The sequence below is a fragment of the Kitasatospora sp. NPDC088548 genome (assembly GCF_044753005.1).
In the GTDB taxonomy this organism is placed as follows: domain Bacteria; phylum Actinomycetota; class Actinomycetes; order Streptomycetales; family Streptomycetaceae; genus Kitasatospora.
The window spans coordinates 58,898-75,740 of sequence record NZ_JBIVMI010000030.1 but is presented as its reverse complement, the minus strand read 5'-3'; the positions used below and the strand labels follow the sequence as shown (position 1 = coordinate 75,740).

Here is a 16,843-nt window from a genome sequence, read left to right as displayed (position 1 = left end):
CGCCCGTCGCGCCCGCGCCTCCTGTTGGGAGCTGCCATGTACAAGCTGCTGTTCGATCTCGTCTTCAAGAAGATGGACCCCGAGAAGGCCCACCACCTCGCCTTCTTCTGGATCCGGCTGGCCTCCTCCGTGCCCGGCCTGCGCACCCTGGTGCGCCTGGTGCTCGCCCCGCGCGACCGGGCCCTGCACACCACCGCCCTCGGCCTCGACCTGCCCGGCCCGTTCGGTCTGGCGGCCGGCTTCGACAAGAACGGCGTCGGCATCGACGGCCTGTCGATGCTCGGCTTCGACTACGTCGAGATCGGCACCATCACCGGCGAGCCCCAGCCCGGCAACCCGGCGCCCCGGCTCTTCCGCCTGGTCGAGGACCGCGCGCTGATCAACCGGATGGGCTTCAACAACCAGGGCTCGGCCCGGGTCGCCGCCCGCCTCGCGGCCCGCCCGCACACCAGCTCCACCCCCGTGGTCGGCATCAACATCGGCAAGACCAAGGTGGTCGAGGAGGCCGACGCGATCGCCGACTACGTCAAGAGCACCGAGCGCCTCGCCAAGTACGCCGACTACCTGGTGGTCAACGTCAGCTCGCCGAACACCCCCGGGCTGCGCAACCTCCAGGCCGTCTCCCACCTCGGCCCGCTGCTGTCCGCCGTCCGCGAGGCCGCGGACCGCACCACCCCGCACCATGTGCCGCTGCTGGTGAAGATCGCCCCCGACCTGGCCGACGAGGACATCGACGCGGTCGCCGACCTCGCCCTGGAGCTCGGCCTGGACGGCATCATCGCCACCAACACCACCATCGGCCGCGAGGGCCTGCGCGAGAGCGCCGCCCGGATCGAGGAGATCGGCATGGGCGGCCTGTCCGGCGCCCCGCTCAAGGCCCGCGCCCTGGAGGTGCTGCAGCGCCTGCGCGCCCGGACCGAGGGCCGGCTGACGCTGGTCTCGGTCGGCGGCATCGAGACCGCCGAGGACGCCTGGCAGCGCATCATCCACGGCGCCGACCTGGTCCAGGGCTACAGCGCCTTCATCTACGAGGGTCCGTTCTGGTGCCGCCGCATCCACAAGGGCCTCTCCGCCCGCGTCCGGGCCGGCGGCTTCCGCGACCTGGCCGCCGCCGTCGGCAGCGCCAAGGCCTCCTGACCCCCTCTCACGAACTCACGAACGTTCCGGAAAGGACGTCATGACCCTCGCCCCGTTCGGCGCCCGCCTGCGCCACGCCCTCGACACCCGCGGCCAGCTCTGCGTCGGCATCGACCCGCACGCCTCCCTGCTCGCCGCCTGGGGGCTCGGCGACGACATCGCCGGCCTGGAGACCTTCAGCCGCACCGTGGTCGAGGCGCTGGCCGACCGGGTGGCCGTGCTCAAGCCGCAGGCCGCCTTCTTCGAGCGCTTCGGCAGCCGGGGCGTCGCGGTCCTGGAGAAGTCCGTGGAGGAGGCCCGCGCGGCCGGTGCGCTGGTCCTGATGGACGCCAAGCGCGGTGACATCGGCTCCACCATGGCCGCGTACGCCGAGGCCTTCCTGGCGCCCACCAGCCCGCTCTTCTCGGACGCCGTCACCGTCAGCCCCTACCTGGGCTTCGGCTCGCTGCGCCCGGCGCTCGACCTGGCGGCCGCGAACGGCGCCGGCGTCTTCGCGCTGGCGCTCACCTCCAACCCGGAGGGTGCCGAGGTGCAGCGCGCGACCGGCGCGGACGGCACCTCGGTGGCCGCCTCGGTGCTGCGGCAGCTGGCCGCCGAGAACGCCGGTGCCGAGCCGCTGGGCTCGTTCGGCGCGGTGGTCGGGGCGACCCTGGCGGACGCGGGCGTGGACCTGGCGATCAACGGCCCGCTGCTGGCCCCCGGGATCGGCGCCCAGGGCGCGACCATGGCGGATCTGCCGCGGGTGTTCGGCGCCTCGGTGCGCAACGTGGTGCCGAGCGTCAGCCGGGACGTGCTCCGGCACGGACCGTCGGTGCCGGCCCTGCGGGCGGCGGCGGAGCGCTTCGTCGGCGAGTACGCGGACGCGGTGAAGTAGGGCGCCGAAGTAGCGCGCGGCGGCGGCGGGTTCGGCTCCGCCCGGTCCGCCGGCGTCGCGTGGGACGGCCTCGCGGTGCGCCGGTAGCGCGCTGCGACGGCACGGACGGGTGGTGTGACGCCCGGCGACTTGACGTGAGCGCCGTCACATCGGTGCCGCCAAAGGTCCGCAATCGCGGTCATTTTGCCCCGGAAAGTCCTGGTCGGCCTTGGCTGACCAGGACTTTTCGTGTTCTTTTCCTGACGCGGCGCCGCAATCCGGGTAGTGTCCGGCGATAGGTCATCGAAGAGCGGCGATTCCCGTTGCTCTCGCAGGTCAGAGCCGTACGGTTCCCCTGTGGCCGGTGTCCTGGGAACCACCAGTCATAGCTCAATCCCTTCCTTCCACACCCTGAGGTGAACGGCGTGGCTCTTCCGCCCCTTACCCCTGAACAGCGCACCGCCGCGCTCGCCAAGGCCGCCGAGGCTCGCCGGGAGCGCGCCGAGGTCAAGAACCGGCTCAAGCACTCCGGCGCCTCCCTGCACGAGGTGATCAAGGCCGGCAAGGCCGACAACGACGTGATCGGCAAGATGAAGGTCTCCGCACTGCTGGAGTCCCTTCCGGGCGTCGGAAAGGTCCGTGCCAAGCAGATCATGGAACGTCTCGGCATCAGCGAGAGCCGTCGCGTCCGCGGCCTCGGTACGAACCAGATCGCCTCCCTGGAGCGGGAGTTCGGCGGGGGTGCCGCCTGACCGTGCCCCGTGGTCCCGGCATCGTCCGCGATCCGGGATAATCGGTGCATGAGTGAGCGTCCGCGGCTGACCGTGCTCTCCGGCCCCTCGGGGGTCGGCAAGAGCACGGTCGTCGCTCATATGAGGAAGCAGTACCCCGAGGTCTGGCTCTCGGTGTCGGCGACGACCCGCCACCCGAGGCCCGGCGAGCAGGACGGGGTCCAGTACCACTTCGTCGACAACGACGAGTTCGACAAGCTGATCGCCAACGGCGAGTTGCTGGAGTGGGCGGTGTTCGCGGGCAACCGCTACGGCACCCCGCGCTCGGCGGTGCTGGAGAAGCTGGACCGCGGCGAGCCGGTCCTGCTGGAGATCGACCTGCAGGGCGCCCGTCAGGTGCGCGAGTCGATGCCCGAGGCCCAGCTCGTGTTCCTGGCTCCGCCGAGCTGGGACGAGCTGGTCCGCCGGCTGACCGGCCGGGGCACCGAGTCGCAGGACGTGATCGAGAAGCGGCTGGAGGCCGCCAGGGTCGAGCTGGCCGCGGAGTCGGAGTTCGACACAACCCTTGTCAACACCTCCGTCGAGCAGGTAGCGGCCGAACTGCTAGCCTTGCTCGGTGTAGCCTGACCTGTCTGTCTTTTCCACCTTTCGGAAGGTTTTCGCGTGTCCTCTTCCATGACCGCGCCCGAGGGCATCATCAACCCGCCGATCGACGAGCTGCTTGAGGCCACCGACTCCAAGTACAGCCTCGTGATCTACGCCGCCAAGCGCGCGCGTCAGATCAACGCCTACTACTCGCAGCTCGGTGAGGGCCTGCTGGAGTACGTCGGCCCGCTGGTCGACACCCACGTGCACGAGAAGCCGCTGTCGATCGCGCTGCGCGAGATCAACGCGGGCATGCTCACCGCGGAGGCGGTCGAGGCGGAGACCCGCTGAGCGGTCGTTGCCTGTTCTCTTGCCCGAAGGGCCCGGCGGAATCGTTTCCGCCGGGCCCTTCGGCCTGTCCGGGGCCGGGTGTTGGGCGGACGGCGTGCGTGCGCGGCTGTGCGTTCCGCCACAGTGCGGGTGATCGTCACGGGGCCGTAGGGTGAGCACGTTCTGACCAGGCCGGAGGAGGAAACGGGAGCATGAGCGCGAGCACGGACGCGAGTACGGACCGGACGGGCACGCAGGCCCCGCGGGTGGTTCTCGGCGTCAGCGGCGGCATCGCCGCCTACAAGGCCTGTGAACTGCTGCGCCGTTTCGCCGAGTCCGGCCACCAGGTCACCGTGGTGCCCACCGCCGCCGCGCTGCACTTCGTCGGCGAGGCCACCTGGGCCGCGCTCTCCGGCCGGCCGGCCGCCACCGAGACCTGGGACAAGGTCCACGAGGTGCCGCACGTGCGGATCGGCCAGCAGGCCGACCTGGTCGTGGTCGCCCCGGCCACCGCCGACCTGATGGCCAGGGCGGCCCACGGGCTGGCCGACGACCTGCTCACCAACACCCTGCTCACCGCCCGCTGTCCGGTGGTGCTGGCGCCCGCCATGCACACCGAGATGTGGGAGCACCCGGCCACCCGGGAGAACGTCGCCACCCTGCGCCGCCGCGGTGTCATCGTGCTGGAGCCCGCGGTCGGGCGGCTCACCGGCAAGGACACCGGCAAGGGGCGGCTGCCCGAGCCGTCCGCGATCTTCGACGCCTGCCGGGCCGTGCTGCGCCGGGGCGCACCGTCGGGTGACCTGGCGGGCCGGCACGTGGTGGTGTCGGCCGGCGGGACGCGCGAGCCGCTGGACCCGGTGCGCTTCCTCGGCAACCGCTCCTCCGGCAAGCAGGGCTACGCGCTCGCCGCGACCGCCGCGGCGCGGGGCGCCCGCGTGACATTGATCTCGGCCAATGCCGAGCCGGCCGATCCGGCCGGGGCGGATGTGGTGCATGTCTCGACCGCGCTGGAGCTCCGGGACGCCGCGCTGAAGGCGGCGGCGGACGCGGACGCCGTGGTCATGGCCGCCGCGGTGGCCGACTTCCGGCCCGCCGAGTACGCCACCGGCAAGATCAAGAAGGTCGAGGGGGTCGAGCCGGCGCCGGTCGCGCTCGTCCGGAACCCGGACATCCTGGCGGAGCTGTCGGCCCACCGTGCCCGTTCGGGTCAACTGGTCGTGGGTTTCGCGGCGGAGACGGACGACGTGCTCGCCAACGGCCGCGCCAAGCTCGCACGCAAGGGCTGTGACCTGCTGGTGGTCAACGAGGTGGGGAACGGGAAGGCGTTCGGTACGGACGTCAACGAGGCCGTGGTGCTCGGCTCGGACGGGAGTGAGACGGTTGTTCCGGTGGGGCCCAAGGAGGCGCTCGCCGATGTCGTCTGGGACCTGATCGCGAAGCGGCTGGAACCGGTCGCCCGGTGATCTGAACCGACAATCGTCCGGTCTTGATTTCCGGAATGGAGTGACGGTTGCCGGTAGCCGACCGTTACACTCCAGGAATCAAGTCTTTCCGGATGTCCCCGGTCCGCCGGGGGCCTTCAGTCAGCAGCCGCTGCAACCCCAGGGAGCGCTGTGTCTCGCCGCCTGTTCACCTCGGAATCCGTGACCGAGGGACACCCCGACAAGATCGCTGACCAGATCAGCGACACCATCCTTGACGCTCTCCTTCGTGAGGACCCGAAGTCCCGGGTCGCCGTGGAGACGCTCATCACCACCGGCCAGGTGCACGTGGCCGGTGAGGTGACCACCAAGGCGTACGCGCCGATCGCCCAGCTCGTCCGGGACAAGATCCTGGAGATCGGTTACGACAGCTCCAAGAAGGGCTTCGACGGCGCCTCCTGTGGCGTGTCGGTGTCCATCGGTGCCCAGTCGCCCGACATCGCGCAGGGCGTCGACACCGCGTACGAGGCCCGGGTCGAGGGGTCCGCCCACGGCGACGAAGGCGACGACCTGGACAAGCAGGGCGCGGGTGACCAGGGCCTGATGTTCGGCTACGCGTCGGACGAGACGCCGGAGCTGATGCCGCTGCCGATCACGCTGGCGCACCGGCTGTCCAAGCGCCTGTCGGAGGTCCGCAAGAACGGGACGATCCCCTACCTGCGCCCGGACGGCAAGACCCAGGTCACCATCGAGTACGACGGCGACCGCGCCGTCCGCCTGGACACCGTGGTCGTCTCCTCGCAGCACGCGAGCGACATCGACCTGGAGTCGCTGCTCACCCCGGACATCCGCGAGTTCGTCGTGGAGCCGGAGCTGAAGGCGCTGGCCGAGCAGGGCATCAAGCTGGTGACCGAGGGCTACCGCCTGCTGGTCAACCCGACCGGCCGCTTCGAGATCGGCGGCCCGATGGGCGACGCCGGCCTCACCGGCCGCAAGATCATCATCGACACCTACGGCGGCTACGCCCGCCACGGTGGCGGTGCCTTCTCCGGCAAGGACCCGTCCAAGGTCGACCGCTCGGCCGCCTACGCCATGCGCTGGGTCGCCAAGAACATCGTCGCCGCCGGCCTCGCCCGCCGCGCCGAGGTCCAGGTCGCCTACGCCATCGGCAAGGCCGAGCCGGTCGGCCTCTTCGTCGAGACCTTCGGCACCGAGACCGTCCCGGTCCTCACCATCCAGAAGGCCGTCACCGACGTCTTCGACCTGCGTCCGGCCGCGATCATCCGCGACCTGGACCTGCTGCGCCCGATCTACGCGCAGACCGCGGCGTACGGCCACTTCGGCCGTGAGCTGCCGGACTTCACCTGGGAGCGGACCGACCGGGTCGACCAGCTGAAGAAGGCCGTCCAGGACTGACGCCCTTCCCCACGCGCACGACCGCAGGCGGCGGCCGCCCCGAGCCCTCGGGACGGCCGCCGCCTGCGGCGTTGTGCCCGATGTCGGTGTGACCTGGTAGTACTTGGAGCGATGAGCAGCGAAGAGGAGAGCGGCGGGGGCGGTGCGGGGGCTCCGGAGCAGCTCGCGTTCATCCGGGAGACGGTGCGCCGGGCCAAGCCCCGTACCTGGCGCGGGGCCAAGCGCGCCGAGCACCTGCCGGTGGCCCGGGTGGTGGTCGACAAGGGCGTGCTGACCATCGACAAGTTCTTCGACTACGAGGTGCCCGCCGCGATGGCGGAGGACGCCCGGCCCGGCGCGCGGGTGCGGGTGCGTTTCGGGGCGCGCGTGGTGAAGGGCCAGCGCGAGGGGGGGGAACTGCACGACGGGTTCATCGTCGCGCGCCTGCCCGAAAGCGACTTCCCCGGCCCGCTGGCGCCGCTCGCCCAGGTGCTCTCGCCCGAGCCGGTGCTCACCCCGCAGCTGCTGCGGCTCTGCCGGACCGTCGCCGACCGCTACGCGGGGACCCTGGCGGACGTCCTCCAGCTGGCGATCCCGCCCCGGCACGCCAAGGCCGAGGCCGAGCCCTCCCCGCCGCCCAGGCCCCGGCCGGCCGCGCCCGCCCCCGGTGGCTGGCAGCGCTACCCCGCCGGGCCCGACTTCCTCGCCGCGCTGGCCGGCGGCGGCGCGCCGCGCGCGGTCTGGACGGCGCTGCCCGGCCCCGGCTGGCCGTACGAGATCGCCCGCGCCGTCGCCGCCACCCTGGCGAGCGGGCGCGGCGCGCTGGTCGTCCTGCCGGACGGGCGCACCACCGCCCGGGTCGACCGGGCGCTCACCGAACTGCTCGGCGCCGGGCAGCACGCCACCCTGGTGGCCGATCTCGGGCCCCGGGAGCGCTACCGGCGCTGGCTGGAGGTGAGCCGCGGCTCGGTGCACGCCGTCATCGGCACCCGCGCCACCATGTTCGCGCCGGTGCGCGACCTCGGGCTGGTGGTCGTCTGGTCGGACGGCGACAGCAGCCACAGCGATCCGCGCGCCCCGCACCCGCACGTCCGGGAGGTCGCGCTGCTGCGCGCGGCCGAGGAGGGCGCGGGCGTGCTGCTGGGCGGGCACACGGTGACCGTGGAGGGCGCGCAGCTGGTCAGCACCGGGTGGGCCCGGCCGCTGGCGGCCGACCGGGAGACCGTCCGGCAGGTCGCGCCCCGGGTCCGGACCGTCACCGACCAGGACCAGCACCGGGACGCCGCCGCCCAGGCCGCCCGGCTGCCGTCGGTGGCCTGGGAGGTCGCGCGGGACGCGCTGGCGAGCGGCGGGCCGGTCCTGATCCAGGTGCCGAGGCGCGGGTACGTGCCCCGGCTGGCGTGCGGGCGCTGCCGCACGCCGGTCCGGTGCCGGCACTGCGAGGGCCCGCTGGAGGCCGCGTCGTCCGACGCGCCGCTGCGCTGCGGCTGGTGCGGGGAGGCGGAGAACGACTGGCACTGCGCCGAGTGCGGGTCGTTCCGGCTGCGGGCGCAGGTGGTCGGTGCGCGGCGGACGGCGGAGGAGCTGGGGAAGGCGTTCCCCCGGATCCCGGTCCGGACCTCCGGACGGGACGCGGTGCTGGCGACCGTCCCCGCGGAGCCGGCGCTGGTGATCTCCACCCCGGGCGCCGAGCCGGTGGTCGAAGGGGCGGACGGCTACGCGGCCGCGCTGCTGCTGGACGGCTGGGCGCTGCTCGGCCGCCCGGACCTGCGGGCCGGGGAGGAGACCCTGCGGCTCTGGCTGGCGGCCGCCGCGCTGGTCCGGCCCTCGACCGAGGGCGGCACGGTGGTGGTGGTCGCGGAGCCGACCGCGCGGCCGGTGCAGGCGCTGGTCCGCTGGGACCCGATGGGCCACGCCGGGCTGGAGCGGGACGAACGGGCGCAGCTGCACTTCCCGCCGGTGTCGCGGATGGCCTCGGTGGCGGGCAGTCCGGCGGCGGTGGCCGACCTGCTGGGCCTGGTCCGGCTGCCGGAGGGCGCCGATGTGCTGGGCCCGGTGCCGGTGCCGAAGCTGCGGGGGGAGGAGCAGGAGCGGGCGCTGCTGCGGGTGCCGCCCGGACAGGGGGCGGCGCTGGCGGCGGCGCTCAAGGCGGCGCAGATCGCGCGGATCGCGCTGCGGACGCCGGAGGCGGTGAAGGTGCGGATCGATCCGCTGGACATCGGCTGAGGCGAGGGCGGCCGGGCTGGTGGCCGGGCCCGGGCCGGGCTGAGGCGGGGCGGGCGGGGACGGCCGGGCCCGTTGGGTGAGCCCGACCGTGCCGCCCGATGTCCGCCCTGGTCAGCCGCGCAGCGGGATGCCGCCGCGGTCCACGCCGGCGCGGTCCAGTCCGCCCCGGTCCGCCGCGGACCGGTCCAGGGCCGCCCGGTCCAGCGTGCTGCGGTCCAGGCCGCCCTGGCGGGCCGCCGGGACGGTGGTGGCCAGCCCGCTCGGGGCGGGTGCGGCGGCCGGCAGTTCCTCGGAGCGGTCCGACCGGCCCTGCCCCGGCACCCCCGGGACGCCGGAGGCCGTCACCCCGCCCGCGGCGAGCAGCTCGCTGGTGGGCCGGCGCATCCCGTACCGCCGGTGCACCGCCTGCTTGGTGACCCCGAGGGCCGAGCCCACCGAATCCCAGGAGAAGCCCAGCGCCCGGTCGAACTCGACCGCCGCCGCCACCAGCGTCTCCACGCTCTCCCGCAGCTCCTGCGCCAGGCGCACCGTCGGTGCGGGCGCCCGCCCGTACACCACGAACCCGGCCGAGGTGCTCGGGCGGCGCGGGCGGTAGACGTTGCCCAGCTGGGCGGTGAGCGTCCGCAGCGCGTCGACCTGCCGCCGCACCCGCTCGATGTCCCGCACCAGCAGGTGCAGGCTGGCCCGGGCCCGGGCGTCGTGGTTGATCTGCTCAGCCATGGCTTACGCGCCACCTTCCGTACGGTTCGGCTCGGCCGGGTCGCGGTGTCCCGTTCTGCCCGGCCCCGGTCAATCTCACTTGACCAACGCCCGAATGGGGGCCGGGGTCACGCAGCCGGACGGACTCGGGATATGCCGGTGGGCCGAGCACGGCCGCCGGACGGCCCGGGACGATTGCATAGACTTGCCGGTGGCCGGCCCCCGGCCCACCCCGTGACCCGCCTGTGGCGAGCAGCCCGAACCCGACGGACAGGAGCCCGTACCCCGTGGCGATCCAGCCGATCCGCATCTTCGGAGACCCAGTCCTGCGGGCCACCGCGAAGCCGGTGACCACGTTCGACAAGGAACTGCGCAAGCTGGTCCAGGATCTCACCGACACCATGCTCGACGCCCCCGGCGCCGGCCTGGCGGCCCCTCAACTCGGCGTCTCCCTCAGGGTGTTCACCTACCACGTGGGCGGCGTCACCGGTCATCTGATCAACCCCGACCTGTCGCTGACCGAGGAGGAGCAGGACGGCCCCGAGGGCTGCCTCTCGCTGCCCGGCCTGCGCTACGACACCAAGCGCGCGTACGGCGTGGTCGCCAAGGGCTTCAACATGCACGGCGACCCGGTCACCATCGAGGGCACCCAGCTGCTCGCCCGCTGCATCCAGCACGAGACCGACCACCTCGACGGGATCATCTTCATCGACCGCCTCGACCGCGAGCAGCGCAAGGCCGCGATGAAGGCGATCCGTGAGACGGAGTGGGGCGACGGACCCGCCCCCGTCGTCAGGATCTCCCCGCACGGCACCTTCGGCGCCGCGCGCTGAACCCCCGCTTCCGCTGCTGAACTCCGCCCACCAGAAAGGCACTTGATGCGCCTCGTGTTCGCCGGCACCCCCGAGGTCGCCGTTCCCGCCCTGGACGCCCTGCTCGCCTCCGACCGGCATGAGGTCGTCGCGGTGGTCACCCGCCCCGACGCCCCCGCCGGGCGCGGCCGCAAGCTGGTCGCCAGCCCCGTCGCCCAGCGCGCCGAGGAGGCCGGGATCGAGGTCCTCAAGCCGGCGAAGCCCAGCGACCCGGACTTCGTCGCCCGGCTCACCGAACTCGCCCCCGACTGCTGCCCGGTGGTCGCCTACGGCGCGCTGCTGCGCCCGGGCACCCTGGAGATCCCCAAGCACGGCTGGGTCAACCTGCACTTCTCGCTGCTGCCCGCCTGGCGCGGCGCGGCCCCCGTCCAGCACGCCGTGCTGGCGGGCGACGAGGTCACCGGAGCGTCCACCTTCCTGATCGAGCAGGGCCTCGACTCCGGCCCGGTCTACGGTGTGATCACCGAGGAGGTCCGCCCCACCGACACCAGCGGTGAACTCCTCACCAGGCTCTCCCACTCCGGCGCCCGTCTGCTCACCGCCACCATGGACGGCATCGCGGACGGCTCCCTGCACGCCGTCCCGCAGCCCGCCGAGGGCATCACGCTCGCCCCGAAGATCACCGTCGAGGACGCCCGGATCGACTGGAACCACCCCGCGCTGCGGATCGACCGCCTGGTGCGCGGCTGCGCCCCCGCCCCCGGCGCCTGGACGCTCTTCCGCGGTGAGCGGCTGAAGGTCTCCGGCCCGGTGAAGCTGCTGACGGACGCCGCGGAGCTGGCACCCGGGGAGCTGGCCGTCGGCAAGAAGAGCATCCGGGTCGGCACCGGCAGCCACGAGGTCGAGCTGGGCGAGGTCCAGCCGCAGGGCAAGAAGCCGATGCGGGCGGCGGACTGGGCGCGGGGCACCCGGATCGAGTCCGGCGAGCGCTTCGAGGTCTGAGGGAGCGGAGAAGGCCGGGGGCCAGGGCCCGACGTTTGGCGTTACTGTTCGACTGTTCGTCCGATAATCACCGCAGCACCTTGAGGCACCTGTGACCACACCGAGCGCCAAGCGCGCCCCCCGCCCGCACCGCCGTCCGAAGAAGGACCCGGCCCGGATCGTCGCCTTCCGCGCCCTGCGCGCCGTCGACGAGCGCGACGCCTACGCCAACCTGATCCTTCCCTCCCTGCTCCGCGAGGCCGAGCAGAAGGGCATGGACCGCCGCGACGCCGCCCTCGCCACCGAACTCGTCTACGGCACCCTGCGGCTCCAGGGCACCTACGACGCGATCATCGCCGCCTGCGTCGACCGCCCGCTCAGCAAGGTGGACCCGCCGGTCCTGGACGTGCTCTCGCTCGGCGCCCACCAGCTGCTCACCACCCGCATCCCCAGCCACGCCGCCGTCTCGGCCACCGTCGAACTGGCCCGCGTGGTGCTCGGCGACGGCAAGGCCAAGTTCGTCAACGCCGTCCTGCGCCGGATCAGCGCCCGCGACCTGGCGGAGTGGATCGGACAGGTCGCCCCGCCGTACGACGACGACGCCGAGGACCACCTCGCCGTCGTGCACTCCCACCCCCGCTGGGTGGTCGCCGCGCTCTGGGACTCGCTCGGCCGCTGGCAGCCCGACGCCGCCGGCCGCACCGCCATGGAGGAGCTGCTGCGCGCCGACAACGAGCGGCCCGAGGTCACCCTGGTGGCCCGCCCCGGCCGGATCACCGTCGGCGAACTGGCCGAAGCGCTGCCCGAGGCCGAACCCGGCCGCTGGTCCCCGGTCGCGCTCCGGCTCGCCGAGGGCGGCGACCCGGGCTCGCTGGAGGCGGTGCGCGAGAACCGGGCCGGCGTCCAGGACGAGGGCAGCCAGCTGGTCGCGCTCGCCCTCGCGGCGGCCCCCCTGGACGGACCGGACCGGCTCTGGCTGGACGGCTGCGCCGGCCCCGGCGGCAAGGCCGCGCTGCTCGGCGCCCTGGCCGCCGGGCGCGGCGCCGCCCTGGTGGCCAGCGAGAAGCAGCCGCACCGGGCCCGGCTGGTCGCCCGCGCGCTGGAGGGCAACCCCGGCCCGTACACCGTGATCACCGCCGACGGCACCCGCCCGGCCTGGCGCTCCGGCGGCTTCGACCGGGTCCTGGTCGACGTCCCGTGCTCCGGCCTCGGCGCGCTGCGCCGCCGCCCCGAGGCCCGCTGGCGCCGCCGCCCGCAGGACATCGCCGCCTTCGGCCCGCTCCAGCGCGACCTGCTGCGCTCGGCCGTCGACGCCACCCGGGTCGGCGGCGTGGTCGGCTACGCGACCTGCTCGCCGCACCTGGCCGAGACCCGGGCCGTCGTCGACGACGTGCTCCGGGACGAGGGCGGCCGGGTCGAGTGGATCGACGCCCGCCCGCTGCTCCCCGGCGTCCCGGCGCTGGGCGACGGCCCGGACATCCAGCTCTGGCCGCACCTGCACGGCACCGACGCGATGTACCTGGCCCTGCTGCGGCGCACGGCCTGACCCGGACGGCGGCGTGAGCCCCCGGCGGCCGCCGGGGGCTCACGCCGTTCGGTCAGCGCTGTTCCTCCGGACGTCCGTCCTGCTCCCAGCGGGTGTGGAACGTACCGTCGCGGTCGGTCCGCCGGTAGGTGTGCGCGCCGAAGAAGTCCCGCTGTCCCTGGACGAGGGCGGCCGGGAGGCGTTCGGCCCGCAGACTGTCGTAGTAGGCGAGCGCGGTCGCGAAGCCGGGTGCCGGAACGCCCAGTTGGGCCGACGTCGAGACGACCCGGCGCCACGCGGACTGCGCGGAGCCGAGCGACTCCCGGAAGTGGGCGTCGGTCAGGAGCGTGGGGCGCTCCCTGTCCTCGTCGTAGGCGGCCTTGATCCGGTCCAGGAAGCGGGCCCTGATGATGCACCCGCCGCGCCAGATGGTGGCCATCGCGCCGGGGTCGATCCGCCAGCCGTACTCGGCGCTGCCGGCCTGGATCTGCTGGAAGCCCTGGGCGTAGGCCACCATCTTGGAGGCGTACAGGGCCTGTTCGACGTCGTCGGCGAAGCGGTCCGCCGCCGCGCTGTCGAGCCAGCTCTCGGACGGGCCGGGCAGGTCGTGCGCCGCCCGCCGGAGCGGCACGCCGCCGGACAGCGACCGGGCGAAGACCGCCTCGGCGATCCCGTTCACGGGGACGCCCAGGTCCAGCGCGCTCTGCACCGTCCACCGGCCGGTGCCCTTCTGCTCGGCCTGGTCCAGCACGATGTCCACGAAGGGCCGGCCGGTCGCCGCGTCGGTGTGGGCGAGGATCTCGGCGGTGATCCCGATCAGGTACGACTCCAGGCGGCCGCCGTTCCAGGCCCGGAAGACCTCGGCGATCTCGGCGGGCTGCAGGCCGCCGCCGTGGCGCAGCAGGTCGTAGGCCTCGGCGATCAGCTGCATGTCGGCGTACTCGATGCCGTTGTGGACCATCTTGACGAAGTGGCCGGCGCCGTCCGGTCCGACGTGGGTGCAGCAGGGGGTTCCGTCGACCTCGGCGGCGATGTCCTCCAGCAGCGGGCCCAGGACCTGGTAGGCCTCCGGGGTGCCGCCGGGCATGATGCTCGGTCCTTCCAGGGCGCCCTGCTCGCCGCCGGAGATCCCGGTGCCGACGAAGTGGAGCCCGCGCTGCCGCAGGGCCGCCTCCCGTCTGCGGGTGTCGAGGAAGTGGGCGTTGCCGCCGTCCACCAGCACGTCGCCTTCGTCGAGCAGGGGGAGGAGCTCGTCGATGACGGCGTCGGTGGGTTCGCCGGCCTTGACCATGATCACGATCCGGCGGGGGCGTTCGAGTGCCGCGACGAACCCGGCCGTGCTGTCGGCCGGGACGAACGTGCCCTCGTGTCCGTACTGCTCCACCAGTGCGGTGGTCCTTGCCCGGGTGCGGTTGTGGACGGCGACGCGGTAGCCGTGGCGGGCGAGGTTCCGCGCGAGGTTGCGCCCCATCACGGCCAGTCCGGTGACGCCGATCTGGGCCTGCGGCTGCTCGGTCATAGGGGGTCTCCAAGGGGGTGAGGGGCCCGTGGGGCGGCGGCGGTCGCGCCCGGGGCGTGCCAAGCGGCACTCTGCCGTCGGCTCCGGGATTCCGCATCCGGGGTGCTGCCGTCGGGGACGCTGCGGTTCGGGGTGCTGCCGTGCGGGCGGGGCCGGGAGCGGTGCCGCACGGCCGTCGCGCCCGCCTACTCGGCGGCCACCGAGAGGATCTCGTCCTCGGGAAGCTCCACGTAGACCACCCCGTCCACCTCGACCTCCGAGCCGGAGAACCGGGAGAAGATGATCTTTTCGCCGGTCTTCACGTCCACCGGGTGCGGCCGGCCGCCCGCCAGGGTCCTGCCCGGTCCCACCGCCACCACCTCGCCCTTGCGGGTGTCCGCGTCGGGCAGGGCGGGCGCGCTGATCGGCTTGACGATCAGGTGATCGTCCTTCGGCCGGAAGTCTGGCATCGGAGGGTCCTCTCGGATAGGAGACGGCGGCGCGGCCCAGCGCGCCCCACAGGTCGATGGTCCACGGTTCCCGCGTGCTTCGCCCCGGCTGCTTCGGCCTCATGGCGGTACGCCGCGCGCCCTTCGGGTGTCGGCCCGGACGGCGAGCGGGCGCGGACGCGTTCCCCGGAGGCCGGCCGGGCAGACCGTCGAGGGCGCCCCGGTGCCGCGTGAAAGGCGGTGGAAGCGGACCGCTCCCGCTGATCAGGCTCGGGGGATGACCACTACTCGCACCTTCCGGATCACCGTTCGCGGTGCCTTCGACGGGCTCGACGCCGAGCAGCGCGCCGAGCTGCTGGCCCGCGCGTCCGAGCACGACGTGCTGCACGCGGCCTGCACCACCGAGGGGCACCTCAGCTACGACATCGCGGCGCGGCCCGCGTTCACCTTCCGCTTCCAGGACTCCGGCGAGGCCGAGGAGGACATCCTGGAGGCGACCGAACGCGCCGAGGCCGCAGCGAAGGCCTGGCTGGATGAACGGGGCTACGCCTTCAAGAACCTCAGGTCACAGGCCGAGGACCTCTCCCTGGCCCCCCTCGGCAAGCGGCAGCGCCGCGCCGCCGCGCGGAAGGACGCCTGACCCCGGGCGCTCGCGGGGATTCGGCCGGACTCGTATGACCGGATACTGCACTACTCCTTGACTGCTCAACCAGCTGTTATGGTCGAGCGGTCAAGGAGGTGGCACATGAGTGATGCGCTGGACGCGGCCCTACGGCTCCTGCGGGCGCAGACCGCCCTGGTGAAGCGCTTCGACGCGAGCCTCGGGGGCCTGCACGGGGTGAGCCTGGCCGACTTCACGCTGCTGCTGCGCCTGGGCCGGTCGCCCGGCGGCCGGCTGCGCCGGGTGGACCTCGCCGAGGCGCTCGGCCTGACCGCCTCGGGCGTGACCCGGGGGCTGGCGCCGCTGGAGCGCATCGGGCTGGTCACGCGCGAGCCGGACGCCCGCGACGCCCGGGTGGCGTACGCGGCGCTCACCGACACCGGTCGTGAACGGCTCGCGGAGATGCGCGCCACGGCCGAGAAGGTCGCCGAGGAGATCTTCGCCGCACCCCCGTGGGGTGAGGCGGACATGGCCGTGCTGTCCGAGCTGACGACCCGCCTCGGCGGCCTCGGCCTCCCCGGCCGGGGCGAGGGAGCCCGGTCGGCCGCGCCGACTCGGCTTCCCGGGAACTGAGTTCAGCCCGAGGGGTCGAGTCCGGCCCGGGGCGGTCGCGTCCCTCGGCCGCGTCCCCGGCCGGCGCCGAGGACCTCGGCGGGCTGCCGCCCACCTACCTGGACGTCGGCGACCTCGACCTCTTCCGTACCGAGGACATCGCCTACGCCGGCCGCCTCGTACGGGCCGGCGTCCCGGTCGAACTGCACGTCTACCCCGGCGGCATCCACGCCAGTGAACTCCCGGCCCCCGACGCGGACCTCAGCGCCCGCATCACCGCCTGCCGCACGGTGGCCCTCGACCGGGCCCTGAACCCGCAGGCCGTACCGGCCGGCCGGGGCGCGGGTGGCACGTCGCGGGTCGGGTGAGCCTCCCGGACGCGGCGGCGGATCTGTAGCAGGCTCTCCGTGGGTGCGCGGTCACGTGAGGTGACGGCGGCTCAAGAGTGCTTCCAGGAAAGCGAGGCGGGCATGACGGACATTCCGAAGGACCTCAAGTACAGCAGGGATCACGAGTGGGTGCGGTCCACCGGTAACGGGAAGGTCAGGGTCGGCCTCACGGCCTTCGCGCAGCGCCAGCTCGGTGATGTCGTCTTCGTCGAACTGCCCGAATCGGGCGCCGCCCTCGATGCCGGGGAGCCGGTCGGCACCGTCGAGTCGGTCAAGGCGGTCTCCGAGGTCTACACGCCGGTGTCCGGCACGATCGCCGCCGTCAACGAGAGCCTCAACGACTCGCCGGAACTGATCAACGAGGAGCCCTACGACCAGGGCTGGATCGTCGACGTCACCCTGTCCGCCCCCAAGCAGCTCGACGACCTTCTCACGGCCGCGCAGTACGGCGACTACATCAAGGCGGAGTCGGACGGGTAGCAGACGGCGGTCCCGGCACCGGGGGGGGGGGGGGGGGGGGGCCCGGGGGGCGGGGCGGGGGGGGGGGGGGGGGGGGGGGGGGGGGGGGGGGGGGGGGGGGGCGCGGGGGCGCGCCC

General features: G+C 73.7%; 18 protein-coding genes. 15 read left to right on the top strand and 3 right to left on the bottom strand.

Annotation, left to right across the window (positions count from 1 at the left end; translation table 11 throughout):
- Positions 1-36 precede the first annotated feature (36 nt).
- The 8 genes from ACIP82_RS30850 (at position 37) to ACIP82_RS30815 (ending at position 8,681) form a co-directional block, all read left to right on the top strand.
- Positions 37-1,137 carry a quinone-dependent dihydroorotate dehydrogenase gene (locus ACIP82_RS30850; RefSeq protein WP_400658222.1) on the top strand — a complete coding sequence of 367 codons (1,101 nt, stop codon included), beginning with the start codon at positions 37-39 and terminating at the stop codon, positions 1,135-1,137.
- Between the two features lie 40 nt (positions 1,138-1,177).
- Positions 1,178-2,011, top strand: a complete 834-nt coding sequence (gene pyrF, locus ACIP82_RS30845) for an orotidine-5'-phosphate decarboxylase (protein WP_363610446.1) — start codon at positions 1,178-1,180, stop codon at positions 2,009-2,011.
- Positions 2,012-2,415: 404 nt separating this feature from the next.
- A complete protein-coding gene (mihF, locus tag ACIP82_RS30840) occupies positions 2,416-2,742 on the top strand; it encodes an integration host factor, actinobacterial type (protein ID WP_030056187.1) in 327 nt (108 codons plus the stop codon).
- Between the two features lie 48 nt (positions 2,743-2,790).
- Positions 2,791-3,348 carry a guanylate kinase gene (gene gmk, locus ACIP82_RS30835; protein ID WP_363610444.1) on the top strand — a complete coding sequence of 186 codons (558 nt, stop codon included), beginning with the start codon at positions 2,791-2,793 and terminating at the stop codon, positions 3,346-3,348.
- Between the two features lie 36 nt (positions 3,349-3,384).
- Positions 3,385-3,657 carry a DNA-directed RNA polymerase subunit omega gene (rpoZ, locus tag ACIP82_RS30830; RefSeq protein WP_363610442.1) on the top strand — a complete coding sequence of 91 codons (273 nt, stop codon included), beginning with the start codon at positions 3,385-3,387 and terminating at the stop codon, positions 3,655-3,657.
- Positions 3,658-3,848: 191 nt separating this feature from the next.
- Complete coding sequence (gene coaBC / locus ACIP82_RS30825; protein ID WP_400658218.1) at positions 3,849-5,102, top strand: bifunctional phosphopantothenoylcysteine decarboxylase/phosphopantothenate--cysteine ligase CoaBC; 1,254 nt, start codon at positions 3,849-3,851, stop codon at positions 5,100-5,102.
- A gap of 150 nt (positions 5,103-5,252) precedes the next feature.
- Complete coding sequence (metK, locus tag ACIP82_RS30820) at positions 5,253-6,476, top strand: methionine adenosyltransferase (protein ID WP_363610438.1); 1,224 nt, start codon at positions 5,253-5,255, stop codon at positions 6,474-6,476.
- A 111-nt stretch (positions 6,477-6,587) separates the two neighbouring features.
- On the top strand, positions 6,588-8,681 hold the full coding sequence (locus tag ACIP82_RS30815) for a primosomal protein N' (protein ID WP_400658216.1): 2,094 nt from the start codon (positions 6,588-6,590) through the stop codon (positions 8,679-8,681).
- Between the two features lie 111 nt (positions 8,682-8,792).
- Here ACIP82_RS30815 and ACIP82_RS30810 read toward each other — a convergent pair whose 3' ends face one another.
- On the bottom strand, positions 8,793-9,401 hold the full coding sequence (locus tag ACIP82_RS30810; protein WP_363610434.1) for a hypothetical protein: 609 nt from the start codon (positions 9,399-9,401) through the stop codon (positions 8,793-8,795).
- A gap of 266 nt (positions 9,402-9,667) precedes the next feature.
- On the opposite strand from ACIP82_RS30810, the gene def reads away from it, so the two are divergent.
- The 3 genes from def to ACIP82_RS30795 all read left to right on the top strand — a co-directional run bounded on the left by def (position 9,668) and on the right by ACIP82_RS30795 (position 12,719).
- Positions 9,668-10,213, top strand: coding sequence for a peptide deformylase (def, locus tag ACIP82_RS30805; RefSeq protein WP_363610432.1), 546 nt, complete (start codon positions 9,668-9,670; stop codon positions 10,211-10,213).
- 45 nt (positions 10,214-10,258) lie between these two features.
- The gene (gene fmt, locus ACIP82_RS30800; protein ID WP_400658213.1) at positions 10,259-11,194 is read left to right on the top strand and encodes a methionyl-tRNA formyltransferase; all 936 of its coding nucleotides are present in this window, start codon (positions 10,259-10,261) and stop codon (positions 11,192-11,194) included.
- 91 nt (positions 11,195-11,285) lie between these two features.
- Complete coding sequence (locus ACIP82_RS30795) at positions 11,286-12,719, top strand: transcription antitermination factor NusB (protein ID WP_363610428.1); 1,434 nt, start codon at positions 11,286-11,288, stop codon at positions 12,717-12,719.
- Between the two features lie 52 nt (positions 12,720-12,771).
- Here the strand turns inward: ACIP82_RS30795 and gndA are convergent, their stop codons facing one another.
- A complete protein-coding gene (gene gndA / locus ACIP82_RS30790) occupies positions 12,772-14,217 on the bottom strand; it encodes an NADP-dependent phosphogluconate dehydrogenase (RefSeq protein ID WP_363610426.1) in 1,446 nt (481 codons plus the stop codon).
- Between the two features lie 185 nt (positions 14,218-14,402).
- Positions 14,403-14,666 (bottom strand): co-chaperone GroES, encoded by a 264-nt coding sequence (locus tag ACIP82_RS30785; protein WP_363610424.1) that lies wholly within the window; start codon positions 14,664-14,666, stop codon positions 14,403-14,405.
- 256 nt (positions 14,667-14,922) lie between these two features.
- Here ACIP82_RS30785 and ACIP82_RS30780 point away from each other — a divergent pair, with 256 nt between their 5' ends.
- The 4 genes from ACIP82_RS30780 to gcvH all read left to right on the top strand — a co-directional run bounded on the left by ACIP82_RS30780 (position 14,923) and on the right by gcvH (position 16,727).
- The gene (locus ACIP82_RS30780) at positions 14,923-15,285 is read left to right on the top strand and encodes a DUF6204 family protein (RefSeq protein ID WP_363610422.1); all 363 of its coding nucleotides are present in this window, start codon (positions 14,923-14,925) and stop codon (positions 15,283-15,285) included.
- Positions 15,286-15,390: 105 nt separating this feature from the next.
- A complete protein-coding gene (locus ACIP82_RS30775) occupies positions 15,391-15,879 on the top strand; it encodes a MarR family winged helix-turn-helix transcriptional regulator (protein ID WP_400658210.1) in 489 nt (162 codons plus the stop codon).
- Positions 15,876-16,226, top strand: coding sequence for an alpha/beta hydrolase fold domain-containing protein (locus tag ACIP82_RS30770; protein WP_400658267.1), 351 nt, complete (start codon positions 15,876-15,878; stop codon positions 16,224-16,226). Before ACIP82_RS30775 ends, ACIP82_RS30770 begins: the two co-directional genes overlap by 4 nt.
- A gap of 102 nt (positions 16,227-16,328) precedes the next feature.
- On the top strand, positions 16,329-16,727 hold the full coding sequence (gcvH, locus tag ACIP82_RS30765; RefSeq protein WP_400658208.1) for a glycine cleavage system protein GcvH: 399 nt from the start codon (positions 16,329-16,331) through the stop codon (positions 16,725-16,727).
- The last annotated feature ends 116 nt before the right edge of the window (positions 16,728-16,843 follow it).

Bases quoted from the DNA above. Each gene is read 5' to 3' on its own strand.
- ACIP82_RS30850 (WP_400658222.1), top strand. From the start codon at position 37: ATGTACAAGCTGCTGTTCGATCTCGTCTTCAAGAAGATGGACCCCGAG.
- pyrF (WP_363610446.1), top strand. From the start codon at position 1,178: ATGACCCTCGCCCCGTTCGGCGCCCGCCTGCGCCACGCCCTCGACACC.
- gmk (WP_363610444.1), top strand. From the start codon at position 2,791: ATGAGTGAGCGTCCGCGGCTGACCGTGCTCTCCGGCCCCTCGGGGGTC.
- coaBC (WP_400658218.1), top strand. From the start codon at position 3,849: ATGAGCGCGAGCACGGACGCGAGTACGGACCGGACGGGCACGCAGGCC.
- ACIP82_RS30815 (WP_400658216.1), top strand. From the start codon at position 6,588: ATGAGCAGCGAAGAGGAGAGCGGCGGGGGCGGTGCGGGGGCTCCGGAG.
- ACIP82_RS30810 (WP_363610434.1), bottom strand. From the start codon at position 9,401: ATGGCTGAGCAGATCAACCACGACGCCCGGGCCCGGGCCAGCCTGCAC.
- fmt (WP_400658213.1), top strand. From the start codon at position 10,259: ATGCGCCTCGTGTTCGCCGGCACCCCCGAGGTCGCCGTTCCCGCCCTG.
- gndA (WP_363610426.1), bottom strand. From the start codon at position 14,217: ATGACCGAGCAGCCGCAGGCCCAGATCGGCGTCACCGGACTGGCCGTG.
- ACIP82_RS30785 (WP_363610424.1), bottom strand. From the start codon at position 14,666: ATGCCAGACTTCCGGCCGAAGGACGATCACCTGATCGTCAAGCCGATC.
- ACIP82_RS30780 (WP_363610422.1), top strand. From the start codon at position 14,923: ATGACCACTACTCGCACCTTCCGGATCACCGTTCGCGGTGCCTTCGAC.
- ACIP82_RS30775 (WP_400658210.1), top strand. From the start codon at position 15,391: ATGAGTGATGCGCTGGACGCGGCCCTACGGCTCCTGCGGGCGCAGACC.
- gcvH (WP_400658208.1), top strand. From the start codon at position 16,329: ATGACGGACATTCCGAAGGACCTCAAGTACAGCAGGGATCACGAGTGG.